Source organism: Aquabacterium sp. (assembly GCF_016195855.1).
In the GTDB taxonomy this organism is placed as follows: Bacteria; Pseudomonadota; Gammaproteobacteria; order Burkholderiales; family Burkholderiaceae_C; genus Aquabacterium.
The window spans coordinates 1-15,105 of record NZ_JACPYU010000003.1 but is presented as its reverse complement, the minus strand read 5'-3'; the positions used below and the strand labels follow the sequence as shown (position 1 = coordinate 15,105).

General features: G+C 62.7%; 15 protein-coding genes and 1 tRNA gene. 10 read left to right on the top strand and 6 right to left on the bottom strand.

The window, feature by feature from the left end; genetic code table 11:
• Positions 1 to 20: 20 nt before the first annotated feature.
• Entirely contained in the window at positions 21 to 332 is a 312-nt protein-coding gene (locus HY019_RS01705) for a c-type cytochrome (protein ID WP_290687868.1), read from the bottom strand.
• Positions 333 to 450: 118 nt separating this feature from the next.
• Between HY019_RS01705 and HY019_RS01700 the strand changes: the two genes are divergently transcribed.
• Both HY019_RS01700 and ilvD read left to right on the top strand, forming a co-directional pair.
• The gene (locus tag HY019_RS01700; RefSeq protein ID WP_290687866.1) at positions 451 to 711 is read left to right on the top strand and encodes a TIGR04438 family Trp-rich protein; all 261 of its coding nucleotides are present in this window, start codon (positions 451 to 453) and stop codon (positions 709 to 711) included.
• A gap of 77 nt (positions 712 to 788) precedes the next feature.
• On the top strand, positions 789 to 2,639 hold the full coding sequence (gene ilvD, locus HY019_RS01695; RefSeq protein ID WP_290687865.1) for a dihydroxy-acid dehydratase: 1,851 nt from the start codon (positions 789 to 791) through the stop codon (positions 2,637 to 2,639).
• 93 nt (positions 2,640 to 2,732) lie between these two features.
• Here the strand turns inward: ilvD and HY019_RS01690 are convergent, their stop codons facing one another.
• Positions 2,733 to 3,989 carry a putative Na+/H+ antiporter gene (locus tag HY019_RS01690; RefSeq protein ID WP_290687863.1) on the bottom strand — a complete coding sequence of 419 codons (1,257 nt, stop codon included), beginning with the start codon at positions 3,987 to 3,989 and terminating at the stop codon, positions 2,733 to 2,735.
• Between the two features lie 78 nt (positions 3,990 to 4,067).
• Here HY019_RS01690 and lgt point away from each other — a divergent pair, with 78 nt between their 5' ends.
• The gene (gene lgt, locus HY019_RS01685) at positions 4,068 to 4,871 is read left to right on the top strand and encodes a prolipoprotein diacylglyceryl transferase (protein ID WP_290687861.1); all 804 of its coding nucleotides are present in this window, start codon (positions 4,068 to 4,070) and stop codon (positions 4,869 to 4,871) included.
• Between the two features lie 177 nt (positions 4,872 to 5,048).
• Here the strand turns inward: lgt and HY019_RS01680 are convergent, their stop codons facing one another.
• The 4 genes from HY019_RS01680 to HY019_RS01665 all read right to left on the bottom strand — a co-directional run bounded on the left by HY019_RS01680 (position 5,049) and on the right by HY019_RS01665 (position 9,255).
• Positions 5,049 to 5,849: an ABC transporter ATP-binding protein gene (locus tag HY019_RS01680; protein WP_290687859.1), complete on the bottom strand. Its 801-nt coding sequence runs from the start codon at positions 5,847 to 5,849 to the stop codon at positions 5,049 to 5,051.
• Between the two features lie 38 nt (positions 5,850 to 5,887).
• Positions 5,888 to 6,823, bottom strand: a complete 936-nt coding sequence (gene ntrB / locus HY019_RS01675; RefSeq protein WP_290687857.1) for a nitrate ABC transporter permease — start codon at positions 6,821 to 6,823, stop codon at positions 5,888 to 5,890.
• Positions 6,824 to 7,056: 233 nt separating this feature from the next.
• Positions 7,057 to 8,301, bottom strand: coding sequence for a CmpA/NrtA family ABC transporter substrate-binding protein (locus HY019_RS01670; protein WP_290687855.1), 1,245 nt, complete (start codon positions 8,299 to 8,301; stop codon positions 7,057 to 7,059).
• A 321-nt stretch (positions 8,302 to 8,622) separates the two neighbouring features.
• On the bottom strand, positions 8,623 to 9,255 hold the full coding sequence (locus HY019_RS01665) for an ANTAR domain-containing protein (protein ID WP_290687853.1): 633 nt from the start codon (positions 9,253 to 9,255) through the stop codon (positions 8,623 to 8,625).
• A gap of 76 nt (positions 9,256 to 9,331) precedes the next feature.
• Between HY019_RS01665 and tsaD the strand changes: the two genes are divergently transcribed.
• From tsaD to ndhC, 7 genes are all read left to right on the top strand, one after another.
• The gene (gene tsaD, locus HY019_RS01660) at positions 9,332 to 10,399 is read left to right on the top strand and encodes a tRNA (adenosine(37)-N6)-threonylcarbamoyltransferase complex transferase subunit TsaD (protein WP_290687851.1); all 1,068 of its coding nucleotides are present in this window, start codon (positions 9,332 to 9,334) and stop codon (positions 10,397 to 10,399) included.
• A gap of 174 nt (positions 10,400 to 10,573) precedes the next feature.
• Complete coding sequence (gene rpsO / locus HY019_RS01655) at positions 10,574 to 10,843, top strand: 30S ribosomal protein S15 (RefSeq protein ID WP_290687850.1); 270 nt, start codon at positions 10,574 to 10,576, stop codon at positions 10,841 to 10,843.
• Between the two features lie 200 nt (positions 10,844 to 11,043).
• Positions 11,044 to 13,338, top strand: coding sequence for a polyribonucleotide nucleotidyltransferase (pnp, locus tag HY019_RS01650; protein ID WP_290687849.1), 2,295 nt, complete (start codon positions 11,044 to 11,046; stop codon positions 13,336 to 13,338).
• On the top strand, positions 13,338 to 14,093 hold the full coding sequence (gene tpiA / locus HY019_RS01645) for a triose-phosphate isomerase (protein WP_290689128.1): 756 nt from the start codon (positions 13,338 to 13,340) through the stop codon (positions 14,091 to 14,093). The genes pnp and tpiA overlap by 1 nt, the downstream gene beginning before the upstream one ends.
• Positions 14,094 to 14,129: 36 nt before the next feature.
• Positions 14,130 to 14,501: a preprotein translocase subunit SecG gene (secG, locus tag HY019_RS01640; protein ID WP_290687847.1), complete on the top strand. Its 372-nt coding sequence runs from the start codon at positions 14,130 to 14,132 to the stop codon at positions 14,499 to 14,501.
• Between the two features lie 111 nt (positions 14,502 to 14,612).
• Positions 14,613 to 14,697: transfer RNA gene (locus HY019_RS01635), tRNA-Leu, on the top strand.
• A 148-nt stretch (positions 14,698 to 14,845) separates the two neighbouring features.
• Positions 14,846 to 15,105, top strand: a 260-nt coding sequence (gene ndhC / locus HY019_RS01630) for an NADH-quinone oxidoreductase subunit A (protein ID WP_290687845.1), incomplete at its 3' end; no start/stop codon positions are given.

The window sequence follows — 15,105 nt, the reverse complement described above, 5'->3', positions numbered from 1 at the left end:
GGGCGAGGGACCGCCGGGGCTTACTTCAGCGACAGGATCCAGCTCACCAGTTGCTTGGCTTCGGCTTCATTGACCTGGGGATTGGCCGGCATGGGCACTTCACCCCATGCACCCTTGCCGCCCTTGATGACCTTCTCGGCCAGCTTGGCCTCGATGCCCTTCTGGCCCTTGTACTTCTTGGCCACGTCCTTGTAGGCCGGGCCAACGACCTTGTTGTCCACGCTGTGGCAAGCCAGGCAGGCCTTTTTCTGTGCCAGCTCCATATTGGCCATGGCAGGGGCGCCAACGGCGGCCAGTGTGGCGGCAAGCATCAGGGAGGGCAGGATTTTCATGGGGGTCCTTCCGCAGAGGGTGAATTACAGTTGAGGGTGTTTTATAAACGTTCTGGCAGGGCGCGCGTTGACAGGCGTGTCTTTTTTGTCTCAGCGTGCATTTCATAGGGCAGCAATCATGTGGTTTGTCGCAATTGGCGTTGTGTTGCTGGTCCTGAACCTGGCTGGCATTGGTCCCGTCGGGGCCTGGACCTGGAAGGACGACTGGTGGATCATGCTGCTGCCGTTCGGGCTGGCCGTCGCCTGGTGGGCCTGGTCGGACTGGTCTGGCATGACCCAACGCAAGGCCATGCAGAAGATCGACGACAAGCGCGAGGCACGTCGCCAGAAGTCGCTGGATGCCCTGGGTTTGCAAAGCCCCAAGAAAGGTAAGCGTTGAACGGCTGAAGTCGGGTCTTTGTCGGGGTAGGGGATAAAATCGTTCCTTTCCGAAAACAAGCCCCCCGGAGCCGTTTCATGCCTCAGTATCGTTCCCGTACCTCCACCGCCGGTCGCAATATGGCGGGTGCCCGTGCCCTGTGGCGCGCCACGGGCATGAAGGACGGTGATTTCGAGAAGCCGATCATCGCGATTGCCAACAGCTTCACCCAGTTCGTGCCCGGTCACGTGCACCTGAAGGACCTGGGGCAACTGGTCGCCCGCGAAATTGAAGCGGCAGGCGGTGTGGCCAAGGAATTCAACACCATCGCCGTGGACGACGGCATTGCCATGGGCCACGGCGGCATGCTGTATTCGCTGCCTTCGCGCGACCTGATCGCCGACAGCGTCGAGTACATGGTCAACGCCCACACCGCCGATGCGCTGGTGTGCATCTCCAACTGCGACAAGATCACCCCGGGCATGTTGATGGCGGCGTTGCGCCTGAACATCCCCGTGATCTTCGTGTCCGGTGGCCCCATGGAGGCTGGCAAGGTCAAGCTCGAAGGCAAGGTCATCTCGCTGGACCTGGTGGACGCCATGGTCAAGGCCGCCGACAAGAGCTGCTCTGATGAAGAGGTCGCCCAGGTCGAGCGCTCTGCCTGCCCGACTTGCGGTTCGTGCTCTGGCATGTTCACCGCCAACTCGATGAACTGCCTGACCGAGGCGCTGGGCCTGTCTTTGCCCGGTAACGGCACCACGCTGGCCACACACGCCGACCGCGAAAAGCTGTTCCGCCAGGCTGGCCGCAGCATCGTGGCCCTGGCCAAGCGCTACTACGAGCAGGACGACGAATCCGCGCTGCCCCGCAACATCGCCAACTTCAAGGCCTTTGAGAACGCCGTCAGCCTGGACGTGGCCATGGGCGGTTCGACCAACACCGTGCTGCACCTGCTGGCTGCCGCCAAGGAAGCCGGCGTGGACTTCACCATGCAGGACATCGACCGCATCTCGCGCCGCGTGCCTTGCCTGAGCAAGGTGGCACCAGCGGTGCCTGACGTGCACATCGAAGACGTGCACCGTGCGGGCGGCATCATGTCCATCCTCGGTGAGTTGGCCCGTGGCGGCCTGCTGCACACCGATGTGCCGACCGTGCACACCAAGACCATGGGTGACGCCATTGCCCAGTGGGACGTGACCGTCTCCAAGGACGAAGCCGTGCACGAGTTCTTCAAGGCCGCACCGGGCGGTGTGCCCACGCAAGTGGCCTTCTCGCAAAACAGCCGTTGGAAGGCGCTGGACCTGGACCGCGCCAAGGGCGTGATCCGCAGCAAGGAGCACGCCTTCACCGCCGACGGTGGCCTGGCCGTGCTCTACGGCAACATCGCCGAGAAGGGCTGCATCGTCAAAACCGCTGGTGTGGACGAATCCATCTGGAAGTTCACCGGCAAGGCCCGCGTGTTCGAAAGCCAGGAAGACGCCGTGGACGGCATCCTGGGCGAAGTCGTGCAGGCTGGTGACGTGGTCATCATCCGCTATGAAGGCCCCAAGGGTGGCCCAGGCATGCAGGAAATGCTGTACCCCACCTCCTACCTGAAGAGCCGCGGTCTGGGTAAGCAATGTGCGCTGCTGACTGATGGCCGCTTCTCGGGTGGCACGTCCGGCCTGTCGATTGGCCATGCTTCGCCTGAAGCAGCGCAAGGTGGCGCCATCGCGCTGGTCGAAGATGGTGACACCATCGAGATCGACATCCCCAACCGCAAGATCCACCTGGCGGTCAGCCCCGAGACCTTGGCTCAGCGCCGCGAGGCGATGGAGGCACGTGGCACCCACGCCTGGAAGCCCGTCAAGCGTGAACGTTATGTGTCGGCAGCCTTGCAGGCTTATGCCTTGCTGACCACCTCGGCGGACACCGGCGCGGTGCGTGATCTCTCGCAGATCAAACGCTGACCAGACCACCTGCATCCTGGCAGAAAGAACGAGGGGGCCGCTTGGCCCCCTTTGTTTTGCTCGGTTCGTGATGCTTGCGTATGGCTCAGCTGGCTAGAGCAGTTTGAACGCCAGCAGCGCCACCAGGGTGGGCCCCAGCGCGGCCAGCAGCAGCCCACCGGCATGGATGGCCTGGTCCTCGAATTTGCCCTTGAGGATGGAGGCGCCAGCAGGGTTCGGTGCATTGGCAATGATGGTCAGGCCGCCGCCGGTCACCGCGCCGGCCACCAGGGCGTACTTGAACTCGTCGCTCAAGCCTTGCACGAGCGAGCCCAGGTAAGTCAGCGCAGCGTTGTCGGTGATGGCCGTCAGGGCCGTGGCACCAAAGAACACGGCGTTGGCGTCCATCTTGAGCAGCAAAGGCTCCAGCCACCATTGCTGTTGCCCGCCCAGCACCACGAGCCCCGCCAGGAAGAAGGCCACCAGCAGCCCTTCACGCAGGATCAGCGGGGATTGGTAGCGCTCGTAGGCCGCCGTGAAGCCCAGGAACAGCATGAACAGGCTCAGGAACACCGCAGGGTGGTGGGCGAAGACCACGATGCCGGCCAGCAGCAGGATGTGGATGGCGGTGACCAGCAAGGTTGGCCGCACCTCGGTGGGCGGCGCCAGAGGGGGCAGGTCCTTGAGTTCCCGGCCGAACAGCAGCACCAGCCCGATCGCGTTGAGGGTCACGGCCAGCGCGGCCTTGTCGCCAAAGTTCAGGAACATGAAGGCCAGGTCCCAGCCCCAGGCGCTGGCCACCATCAGCACCGGCGGCGCGGCATAAGGCGTCAAGGTGCCACCAATGGACACGTTGACGAACAGCACGCCCAGCACGGCGTACTTCAGCTTGTTGGAGATAGGTTGGCTGTAGAGCCCATCGCGCAGCAGCAGCGCGGCCAGGGTCATGGCGGCGGGTTCGGTGATGAAGGAGCCCAGCAGCGGCACGATCGTCAGCACGACCAGCGTGAATGACCAGCCGGGTGCCAGTGGCAGCAGGCGTGCCAGCAGCCTGGTCACCCCGCCGGCTGCCTGCAGGATGGGTTTGCTGGCAGCCGCCACCATGATCGCGAACACGAACAGCGGTTCGGTGAAGTTGCGCGTGTCCAGGTAATGGGTGGCCGCTGCCTTGCCCTCGGTCATGAACATCACGACCATCATGACGAATGCCCAGAAGCCGAACACCACCTCGACCTCTCCCAGCAGATGCCACAGGCCCGCATGGGTCGGGCGTGTGTGGGCCAGGCGCTCGAAGAACTTGGTCGAGAAGGTGTGCAGCAGGGCTACCGCAAACAGGCTCGCACCAATGATCTGGATGTTGGTCGGGTTCATGTTTTGATCCTAGCAGCCCAACACATCTTCACATCGGGTGCGGTCATGTGGCTGGCCACATCGGTTATCGTTCGCGCCATGCTGATTCATCCCCAATTTGACCCTGTTGCCGTGTCGCTGGGCCCCTTGAAGGTGCACTGGTACGGCCTGACTTACCTGGTGGCCTTTGTGGGCGCCTACCTGCTGGCGACCTGGCGCGTCAAGCAGTCACCTTTTGCCGAACGCGGCTGGACGCGGCAGCACGTGGAGGACCTGTTGTTCTTCTCGATGTTGGGTGTGGTGCTGGGTGGGCGGCTGGGGTATGTGCTGTTCTACAAGCCTTCGCACTATCTGGCCCACCCCGCAGAGATCTTCGCGGTCTGGCAGGGCGGCATGGCCTTCCATGGGGGCTTGTTGGGTGTGATCACCGCCATGGCTGTGTTCGCAAAGCGCCAAGGCCGACATTTTTTCGAGGTGGCCGACATGGTGGCGCCCTGTGTGCCCCTTGGTCTGGCGGCCGGGCGCATCGGCAATTTCATCAATGGCGAGTTGTGGGGCAGGGCGGCTGACCCGAGCCTGCCCTGGGCCATGGTGTTTCCGGAATCCGGCAGCGATTTGCCGCGCCACCCCTCCCAGCTCTACCAGTTCGGGCTGGAGGGGGTGCTGTTTTTCGTGCTGCTGTGGGTGTACGCCCGCAAGCCGCGCCAGCAGGGGGCGGTGTCCGGCATGTTCCTGTTGGGCTATGGCACCTTCCGCTTCATCGCCGAGTACTTCCGTGAACCGGACAGCTTCCTGGGCCTGCTCGCACTGAACATGAGCATGGGCCAATGGCTGTGCGTGCCCATGATCGTCCTGGGGGCCCTGTTCTGGGGCATGGCAAAAAAAGACGCCTTCCAGTCCTGAGACTGGAAGGCGTTAAGAGGTCGGTGGAGTTTTCGCGGACCCACTGACCCCCGCTGAGGAAGACCGCCCGGCTCTGGCGAATCGAGCGGTCATGGATCCTTATGCAAGGGGTGTGCCAGCGTGCTGAATCGACCTCTGTTTGCTCCTCGGTTTCTCCGTACGGTCTGTTTGGCCTGATCAGGCGGCTTTCTTGTCTGCCACGCCATGGCGTGTGTAGAGGAAGTCCAGCACGGCCTTGCGGCAATGGATGTAGGTCGAGTCCTCGGCCAGCTCGACGCGGTTGCGGGGGCGAGCCAGCGGTACGTCCAGCACTTCACCAATCGTGGCGGCCGGCCCATTGGTCATCATGACGATGCGGTCTGACAGCAGCACCGCCTCGTCCACATCGTGGGTCACCATGACCACGGTCGACTTGGTGCGCGCCACGATCTTGAGCAGCTCGTCCTGCAGGTGGGCGCGGGTCAGGGCGTCCAGGGCGCCAAAAGGCTCGTCCAGCAGCAGCACCTTGGGTTCCATGGCCAGGGCGCGGGCGATGCCCACACGCTGCTTCATGCCGCCCGAGATCTCGTTGGGGCGCTTGTGCGTGGCGTGGGACATGTTGACCAGCTCCAGTGCATCTTCCGTGCGCTTCTTGAGTTGCTCCTTGCTCTCTTTGGCGCCGAACACACGCTCCACGGCCAGGTAGACGTTCTGGAAGCAGGTCAGCCAGGGCAGCAGCGAGTGGTTCTGGAACACCATGGCGCGCTCGGGGCCGGGGCCGGCGATTTCGCGCTGGTCGCAGATCAGGCCGCCGCTGGTGGGCATGAGCAGGCCGGCGATCAGGTTGAGCAAGGTCGACTTGCCGCAGCCCGAGTGGCCGATCAGGGCAATGAACTCACCCTTTTCGATGCCCAGGTTGATGTCGCGCAGGGCGTGGAACTGGCCCTTCTTGGTGCTGAACACCATTTCGGCCTGGCTGATGTCGATGAAGTGGGACATGAGTGACTCCTTGGATGGCGGTGGATGGGGCGCGGGGCTTATTCGAAGCTGAAGCGCTTGGCGACAGCAACCAGGGCGTTTTCAAGCAGCAGGCCGACGATGCCGATCACGAAGATGGCGATCAGGATGTGGTGCACGTTCAGGTTGTTCCACTCGTCCCAGACCCAGAAGCCGATGCCAACGCCGCCGGTCAGCATTTCAGCCGCCACGATCACCAGCCATGCGGTGCCCACCGACAGGCGCACACCCGTCAGCATGTAAGGCAGCACGGAGGGAAAGAGGATCTTGGTGACGATCTTCCACTCGCTCAGGTTGAGCACCTTGGCCACGTTGAGGTAGTCCTCGGGCACGCGCTGCACGCCCACGGCGGTGTTGATGATCATCGGCCAGATCGAGCAGATGAAGATCGTCCAGATGGCAGCCGGGTCAGCCGACTTGAACACCAGCAAGCCGATGGGCAGCCAGGCCAGCGGCGAGACCGGGCGCAGCAGGCTGATCAGCGGGTTGAGCATGGCGCTGGCGATCTTGGAGCGGCCAATCAGGAAGCCCAGCGGGATGCCGACCACCGCAGCCAGGCCAAAACCCATGGCCACGCGCTTGAGCGAGAACAGGATGTTCCAGCCGATGCCCTGGTCGTTGGGGCCATTGCTGTAGAAAGGGTCCGAGAACAGCTTGACGGCCTCTTGCCAGGTCGCCAGTGGCGTCGGGAAGTTACCGCCCTTCATGGTGAGCAAGGCCCAGATGGCCACCAGCAAGGCGATGCCGGCCAAGGGGGCAAGGGCTGTCAAGGCCAGTCCGGCCCAATCAACAGGGGCCTTGGGTGGGGTGGCGGGCTTGGTGCTGGCAGAGGTGGGGGTGGCGCCAGCGGGCGCGGCGATGGAAGTCATGGGATTGGATGTGGGCTTGCCGGATGCCTTGTCTGCGCGCAAGGCGTCGCTGGCATCCGAGGGGCTGTGAAAGACGGCGCTGACCATGAGGAACTCCTTCAATGGGCCTGTGAGGTGTGAGCGAAGCGCAGGGGCCTGCCCGATTCGATGTCTGCAAAAAGGTGACCAGCCGGGGCCATCCATTCAAGTGGATGACCTTGGGGTGCCTTCGAGGGCGCCCCGGCAGGGTCGGGTCTCAGCGGGACTCAGTTGGTTTTTTGGCGAAACTCAAAAAACTCAGACAGGGAATCGGGCAGGTTGCACAAACCTGTGGATCAAGGTCAGGCCTTGATCTTGAAGCTGTCGGCGTACTTCTTCGGGTCCTTTCCGTCCCAAACGGTGCCGTCGATCAGCTTGCTGGTGCGAATCACATCCTTTGGCAAGGCCACGCCCATGGCGCTGGCTGCCTGCTTGTACAAATCAACCTTGTTGACCTGCTTGGCAATCGCCAGATAGTCCGGGTGGTCTTTCAGCAAACCCCAGCGCTTGTGCTGGGTCAGGAACCACATGCCATCGCTCAAGTACGGGAAGTTGACCTTGCCGTCGTTGAAGAACTTCATGTGGTTGGGGTCGTCCCAGGTCTTGCCCAGGCCGTTCTGGTAGCGACCCAGAATCCGTTGGTTGATGGCTTCCACGCCGGTGTTCACATAGGACTTGGCGGCGATGGTTTCAGCCATCTTCAGCTTGTTCTGCAAGCCGGCATCGATCCACTTGCTGGCTTCGAGCACGGCCATGATCACGGCGCGTGCCGTGTTGGGGTACTTCTTGACGAACTCGTCGGTGGTGCCCAGCACCTTCTCGGGGTGGTCTTGCCAGATGTCCTGTGTGGTGGCGCCGGTGATGCCGATGCCGTCCACGATGGCACGGTGGCCCCAGGGCTCACCCACGCAGTAGCCGTCCATGTTGCCCACACGCATGTTGGCGACCATTTGCGGTGGCGGCACGGTGATGACCTTGGCATCCTTCATCGGGTTGATGCCATAAGAGGCCAGCCAGTAATACAGCCACATGGCGTGCGTGCCGGTGGGGAAGGTTTGTGCAAAGGTGTATTCGCGCTTTTCCTTGCCCATCAAGGTGGCCAGCGAAGCGCCATCTACCGCGCCGGCATCAGCCAGCTTCTTGGACAGCGTGATGGCCTGACCGTTGTGGTTCAGGTTCATCAGCACGGCCATGTCCTTCTTGGGGCCACCGATGCCGAGCTGCACGCCATAGATCAGGCCGTACAGCACGTGCGCCATGTGCAGGTCGCCATTCACCAGTTTGTCTCGCACACCGGCCCAGGAGGCTTCTTTGGACGGGATGATCTTGATCCCGTACTTCTTGTCGAAGCCCAATACCGAGGCCATCACGATGGAGGCGCAGTCGGTCAGGGGGATGAAACCAATCTTGACTTCCTCCAGCTCAGGCTTGTCGGAGCCAGCGGCCCAGACAGCGGATTGGAGACCAGGTACAGCCCCGACGGCACTGGCGGCGGCTGCGGTTTTCAAGATGGTGCGGCGGGTCATTTTCAGATCCTGCGAGTTCATGGTGCAAAGCTTTCCTGTTTGAAAAACAAAAAAGGTGTCGTCGCAGCAGGCCTCCATCACAGGGACGGATGCACGCTTCGATGACACCTTTGTCGGAAGCTCGGGGCCCGTCATTGAGCACCCAAGGCACGCAAAGTCGCCGTTGACTTTGCTTGACTCAGTTAATGCAAACGGTGTGCCAGGTGTTTTGCCCGCTTTGCAGGGCACGTTTGGGCGGTCTTGGCGCGATCTTGGGGCGCATCAGCCCAGCATGGGGCGAGTGCGTGCACATGTCACGCGCATGGCGCACCGCAAGTCAGCCGGGCAGGTCAGCCGGGTAGCTCAGCCCAGCAAGTCGGCCGCATCGATCAGGCGCTGGGCCACGTCGGCCAGCTTGATGCCTTTGTCCATGGCCGCTTTGCGCAAGCGCGCATAGGCTTCTTGTTCAGACAGGCCTTGGCGGGTCATGAGCAGGCCCTTGGCGCGGTCGATCACCTTGCGCTCCTCAAGCTGGTTGCGTGCGTCAGCCAGCTCGCTGCGCAGCTTCTCTTCGTGCTCGAAGCGGGCCATGGCCACGTCCAGCACCGGCTTGATGTGTTCTGCCGGTGTGCCTGCCACCACATACGCCGACACGCCTGCGGCAATGGCCTTGCGCACATAGCTGGTGTCTTCATCGTCCGTGAACATCACGATGGGCCGGCGCTCATCACGGGTGGCCATCACCACGTGTTCCAGGATGTCGCGCCCTTGTGATTCGGCATCCACCACGACCATGTCGGGCTGGATCTCGGCCAGGCGATCAGGCAGGAAGCGGTCACCGGGCAGGGTGGCGACCACGTTGTAGCCGGCCTCCAGCAGCGCAATACGCAGGATGCGCGTGCGCTCGACCTCGGCCACCTCATCGTCATCGGGTTCGATGGACAAGGTGACGGGCAGGACGATGACGACGCGTAGCTGCTGCGCTGGAAGACTCATGGGCGCGATCATGCAACAAACAAGCCCACGCGCGACGACCATGGCACCGATGTTGGTGGGGATCTACACTCGCGGGATGGCTGAAACATTGATCCTGGGTATCGAATCTTCATGTGATGAAACGGGGCTGGCGCTGGTGGCGTTGCCCGAAAGCGGCGCACCCAGGCTGCTGTCTCATGCCCTGCACAGTCAGATCGACATGCACCAGGCCTATGGTGGCGTGGTGCCCGAGCTGGCCTCGCGCGATCACATCCGGCGCGTGGTGCCGCTGGCTCGCCAGGTCTTGAGCGAGTCGAGCCTCAAGATGGCTGATGTGGACGTGGTGGCCTATACAAAAGGCCCCGGTCTGGCGGGTGCCTTGCTGGTCGGTGCGGGGGTGGCCTGTGCCTTGGGTGCGGCCTTGGCCAAGCCTTTGTTGGGTGTGCACCACCTGGAGGGGCATTTGTTGTCACCCTTCCTGTCTGCCGACCCGCCCGAGTTTCCCTTCGTGGCCTTGCTGGTGTCGGGTGGTCACACGCAGTTGATGCGGGTCGATGGGGTGGGGCGTTACGAGCTGCTGGGCGAAACGGTGGACGACGCCGCCGGAGAGGCCTTCGACAAGTCGGCCAAGTTGATGGGCCTGCCTTATCCGGGCGGCCCGCATCTGGCCAAGCTGGCGGCGCTGGGGCGCGCGGATGCCTTCGAGCTGCCTCGGCCCATGCTGCACTCGGGCAACCTGGATTTTTCCTTCGCCGGCCTGAAAACCGCGGTGCGCACGCATTTGGTGCGTCTGGGGTGGCTGGATCAGGCTGACAAGCTGGTCGCACCCGAGAACCAGGCTGTGCTCGCTGATCTGGCTGCGTCCACGCAGGCGGCCATTGTGGAGGTGCTGGTCAAGAAGTCGCTGGCCGCACTGAAGTCCACCGGCTTGAGGCGTGTGGTGGTGGCTGGTGGCGTGGGGGCCAACAAATTGCTGCGCGAGCAACTGAATCACGCCTGCGCCCGGCGGGGCATCCGTGTTCACTATCCGGAATTGCACCTGTGCACGGACAACGGCGCCATGATTGCCCTGGCCGCGGCCATGCGCTTGCAGGCGGGCCTGGCCACGCTCAGCGCCGAGCCAGCGTTTGACGTCAAGCCGCGCTGGGACCTGGCCACCCTCTGAGGTTTTTTGCTATACTTTGCGGCTTGCTGCCTTTCAGCCCCAGGTTGAGGGTGGCAATTTCGCACGACCCGGGTTGGTTTCACCTGGCGTCGCAAGTTCAACGCAGAAACCGCTGGTGCCTGGCTTATTGATCAGTCTGCGCCGTCGGCCTGCATCTGTTTTTCAGGAAACACCATGTCCGTCGCAGACATCAATACCGCAGCCATCGTCAAAGACAACGCCCGTGGCGCCAATGACACCGGCTCTCCCGAAGTGCAAGTGGCCCTGCTGACCGCTCGCATCAACGAACTGACCCCCCACTTCAAGGCCAACAAGAAGGACCACCACGGTCGTCGCGGCCTGCTGCGCATGGTCAGCCGTCGTCGCAAGCTGTTGGACTACCTGAAGGACAAGGACTTCAGCCGCTACTCTGCCCTGATCGCCAAGCTGGGCCTGCGTAAGTAAGCACCGCATGACGACAAAAAGCCTGTCTGGTCTCCCCCAGCACAGGCTTTTTGTTTTTTGACGCCAGACACTCGACCAGCGAACGCTGTGTCATTCCAACGGGGTTGAGCCCTGCAATCCCGCTGGAATGGCATCGCGACTGAGTGACGGCATAACCAAAGGTGCCCTCGGGCACCCGACATAAAACGGAGATCACTTCCATGACCATGTTCAACAAAGTCACCAAGACCTTCCAATGGGGCAACCACACCGTCACGATGGAAACGGGTGAAATCGCCCGTCAAGCCACCGGCGCCGTGCTGGTCGACATCGAAGGCACCGTCGTGCTGGCCACCGTGGTGTGCGCCAAGACCGCCAAGCCTGGCCAGGACTTCTTCCCCCTGACGGTCGATTACCTCGAAAAGACCTACGCTGCCGGCAAAATCCCTGGCAGCTTCTTCAAGCGTGAAGCCAAGCCTTCCGAGTTCGAGACCCTGACCTCGCGCCTGATCGACCGCCCGATCCGTCCCCTGTTCCCCGAAGGCTTCTACAACGAAGTGCAGCTGGTCATCCACGTGGTGTCGCTGAACCCTGAAGTGGCCTCCGACATCGCCGCCATGATCGCTTCCAGCGCTGCGCTGTCGATCTCGGGTATCCCGTTCAACGGCCCCATCGGTGCCGCACGCGTGGCCTACATCAATGGCGAGTACGTGCTGAACCCCAGCCCCTCGCAGATGGCCGAGTCCAAGATGGACCTGATCGTGGCTGGTACCGAATCCGCTGTGCTGATGGTGGAGTCCGAAGCCGACCAGCTGTCGGAAGACGTGATGCTGGGTGGTGTCGTGTTTGGTCACGAGCAAGGCAATGTGGCCATCCAGGCCATCCACGACTTCGTGCGTGATGCCGGCAAGCCCGCCTGGGACTGGCTGCCCCCCGCCAAGGACGAGGCCTTCATCGCCAAGGTCAATGCCCTGGCTGAAGAGAAGCTGCGCGCCGCTTACCAGATCCGCTCCAAGCAGGCTCGCACACACGCTTGCCGCCTGGCCTATGCCGAAGTCAAGACCGCGCTGACCGAAGACGGCATCGCGTTTGACAGCGTCAAGGTCGAAGGCCTGCTGTTCGACATCGAAGCCAAGATCGTGCGCAGCCAGATCCTGGCAGGCGAGCCCCGCATCGACGGCCGCGACACCCGCACCGTGCGCCCCATCGAGATCCGCACCGGCGTGCTGCCCCGCGTGCACGGCTCGGCCCTGTTCACCCGTGGTGAAACCCAGGCCCTGGTCGTGTCCACCCTGGGTACGGAACAAGACGCTCAGCGCATCGACGCCCTGACCGGCGACTTCCGCGACACCTTCCTGTTCCACTACAACATGCCTCCGTTCGCCACCGGCGAAACGGGCCGTGTCGGCAGCCCCAAGCGCCGCGAAATCGGCCACGGCCGTCTGGCCAAGCGCGCCCTGGTGCCGCTGCTGCCTCCCAAGGAAGAGTTCGCCTACACCCTGCGCGTGGTCTCTGAAATCACCGAATCCAACGGCTCCTCGTCGATGGCTTCCGTGTGCGGTGGCTGCCTGGCGCTGATGGATGCTGGCGTGCCCATGAAGGCGCACGTGGCTGGTATCGCCATGGGCCTGATCAAGGAGGGCAACAAGTTCGCCGTGCTGACCGACATTCTGGGCGACGAAGATCACCTGGGTGACATGGACTTCAAGGTGGCCGGTACCACGTCTGGTATCACGGCCCTGCAGATGGACATCAAGATCCAGGGCATCACCAAGGAAATCATGCAGGTCGCGCTGGCTCAGGCCAAGGAAGCCCGTCTGCACATTCTGGGCAAGATGGTGGAAGCCATGGCTGGCGCCAACACCGAAGTCTCCGAGTTCGCGCCCCGTCTGTACACGCTGAAGATCAACCCCGAGAAGATCCGTGACGTGATCGGCAAGGGCGGCGCCACCATTCGTGGCCTGTGCGAGGAAACCGGTTGCCAGATCAACATCGCTGAAGACGGTGTCATCACCGTGGCTTCGACCGATGCCGAGAAGGCCAACTTCGCCATCCAGCGCATCAACGAGATCACCGCTGAAGTCGAAATCGGCAAGACCTATGAAGGTGCCGTCACCAAGTTGTTCGACTTCGGTGCCCTGGTCAACCTGCTGCCCGGCAAGGACGGTCTGCTGCACATCAGCCAGATCGCGCACGAGCGCGTCGAGAACGTGGGCGACTATCTGAAGGAAGGCCAGATCGTCAAGGTCAAGGTTCTGGAGACCGACGAAAAGGGCCGCGTCAAGCTGTCCATGAAGGCTTTGCTGGAGCGTCCTGAGGGCATGCCTGAGCGCGAAGAGCGTGGCGATCGCGGTGACCGTGGTCCTCGTGGTGATCGCGGCGACCGCGGTGGTCGTGACCGTGGTGATCGCGGTGACCGTGGCGAGCGTCGTGACCGTGCGCCGCGCGCCGAGCAAGAGACGTCGGCTCAAGGCGGTGACGCCGAAGGCCAGGCTCAGCAGCAACAGCAGCAGTGATCCGCGCCATGAAGAAACTGGTTGTTGGCAACTGGAAGATGCACGGCAGCCGTGCATCCAATGCTGAACTGATCAAGGGTCTTCTGGCGGCTGATCTGGCCGCCACGGCGCCCAAGGCAGACGTGGCGGTTTGCCCGCCTTTCGTGTTCCTGGCGGATGTGGCCGAGGCCCTCAAGGGCTCGGCCATCGCCTTCGGTACGCAGGATCTTTCCGTGCAGGCGCAAGGCGCTTACACCGGCGAGGTCTCGGGGCCGATGGTTCGCGAATTCGGTGCGAAATACGCCATCGTGGGGCACTCGGAGCGTCGCAGCTACCACCTTGAGAGCGACCAGCTGGTCGCCGACAAGGCCAAGGCTGCGCTGGCTCACGGCCTGACACCCATCGTCTGTGTGGGTGAAACGCTGGCAGAACGCGAAGCGGGGCAGACCGAGGCAGTGGTGGCGCGTCAGATGAAGGCGGTCATCGACACCTTGGGTGCGCAGCTGGTTCAGATCGTGGTGGCGTACGAGCCTGTCTGGGCCATTGGCACAGGCAAGACCGCTTCGCCCGAGCAGGCTCAGGCTGTTCACGCTTTCCTGCGTGGCCAGCTCAAGGCGGCTCAGCCTGAGGCGGCCAAGGTGCCTTTGCTGTATGGCGGCAGCGTCAAGCCCGACAACGCGGCCGAGCTGTTTGCTCAGGCTGATATCGACGGCGGCCTGATTGGTGGCGCTGCGCTCAAGGCGGCGGATTTCGCGGCCATTGCGCGCGCGGCCTGAGGTCGTTGACTGGAAAAGGTCTAGGAGTTTTCTTTCATGCAACAAGCTTTGATGACGGTGGTGCTCTTGCTCCAGGTTGTGTCCGCGCTGACCATGATTGGTCTGGTGCTGGTTCAGCATGGCAAGGGGGCCGACATGGGTGCCTCTTTTGGTAGCGGTGCATCGGGTAGCCTGTTCGGGGCAACCGGCAGCGCCAACTTCCTGTCGCGCTCGACGGCTGTGGCCGCCGCGGTGTTCTTCTCGTCCACGTTGGCGCTGGCGTATTTTGGCAACCACCGTGCAAGCTCGGCCGATCAAGCCAGCGTGCTGGATCAGGCGGCCAGTGCCGCGGTGTCCGCTTCTGCGGCCTCTGCTGTGTCTGCGCCTGCTGCCCCAGCCTCTGGTGCCGCACTGATTCCGAACAAGTGACGAATCGGCGACAAAAATCGGTTTAGAATAAGAGGCTTCGGTGAGCAAACCTCAAGCAATCCGAAGCAACAAACGAGCGGGTCCAGTCAAAGCATTTTTGCGGGCCCTCTTGCCGACGTGGTGAAATTGGTAGACACGCTATCTTGAGGGGGTAGTGGCGAAAGCTGTGCGAGTTCGAGTCTCGCCGTCGGCACCAGAAGGAAGACAGACGATCCGTCCGCCCAGGAAGACAAGGCGACGGCAACAGAGCGCGCCGGATGTACCGCCCCAGTCGGGCAGTGCAAGGCGCGCTTTTTTTGCGACCGGTTGAGACCTGACTCGAGCCTGACGAAGAACCGACAGCCATGGACCTGCAACCCTACCTGCCCGTGATCCTGTTCATCCTCGTCGGCGTCGCCGTCGGCGTGGCGCCCCAGGTGCTGGGCTTCGTGTTCGGCCCCAACCGGCCCGACGTCGAGAAGAACAGCCCCTACGAATGCGGCTTCGAGGCCTTCGAGGATGCGCGCATGAAGTTCGACGTGCGCTACTACCTGGTCGCGATCCTGTTCATCCTGTTCGACCTGGAAATCGCCTTCCTCTTCCCGTGGGCGGTGTCGCTGCGCGA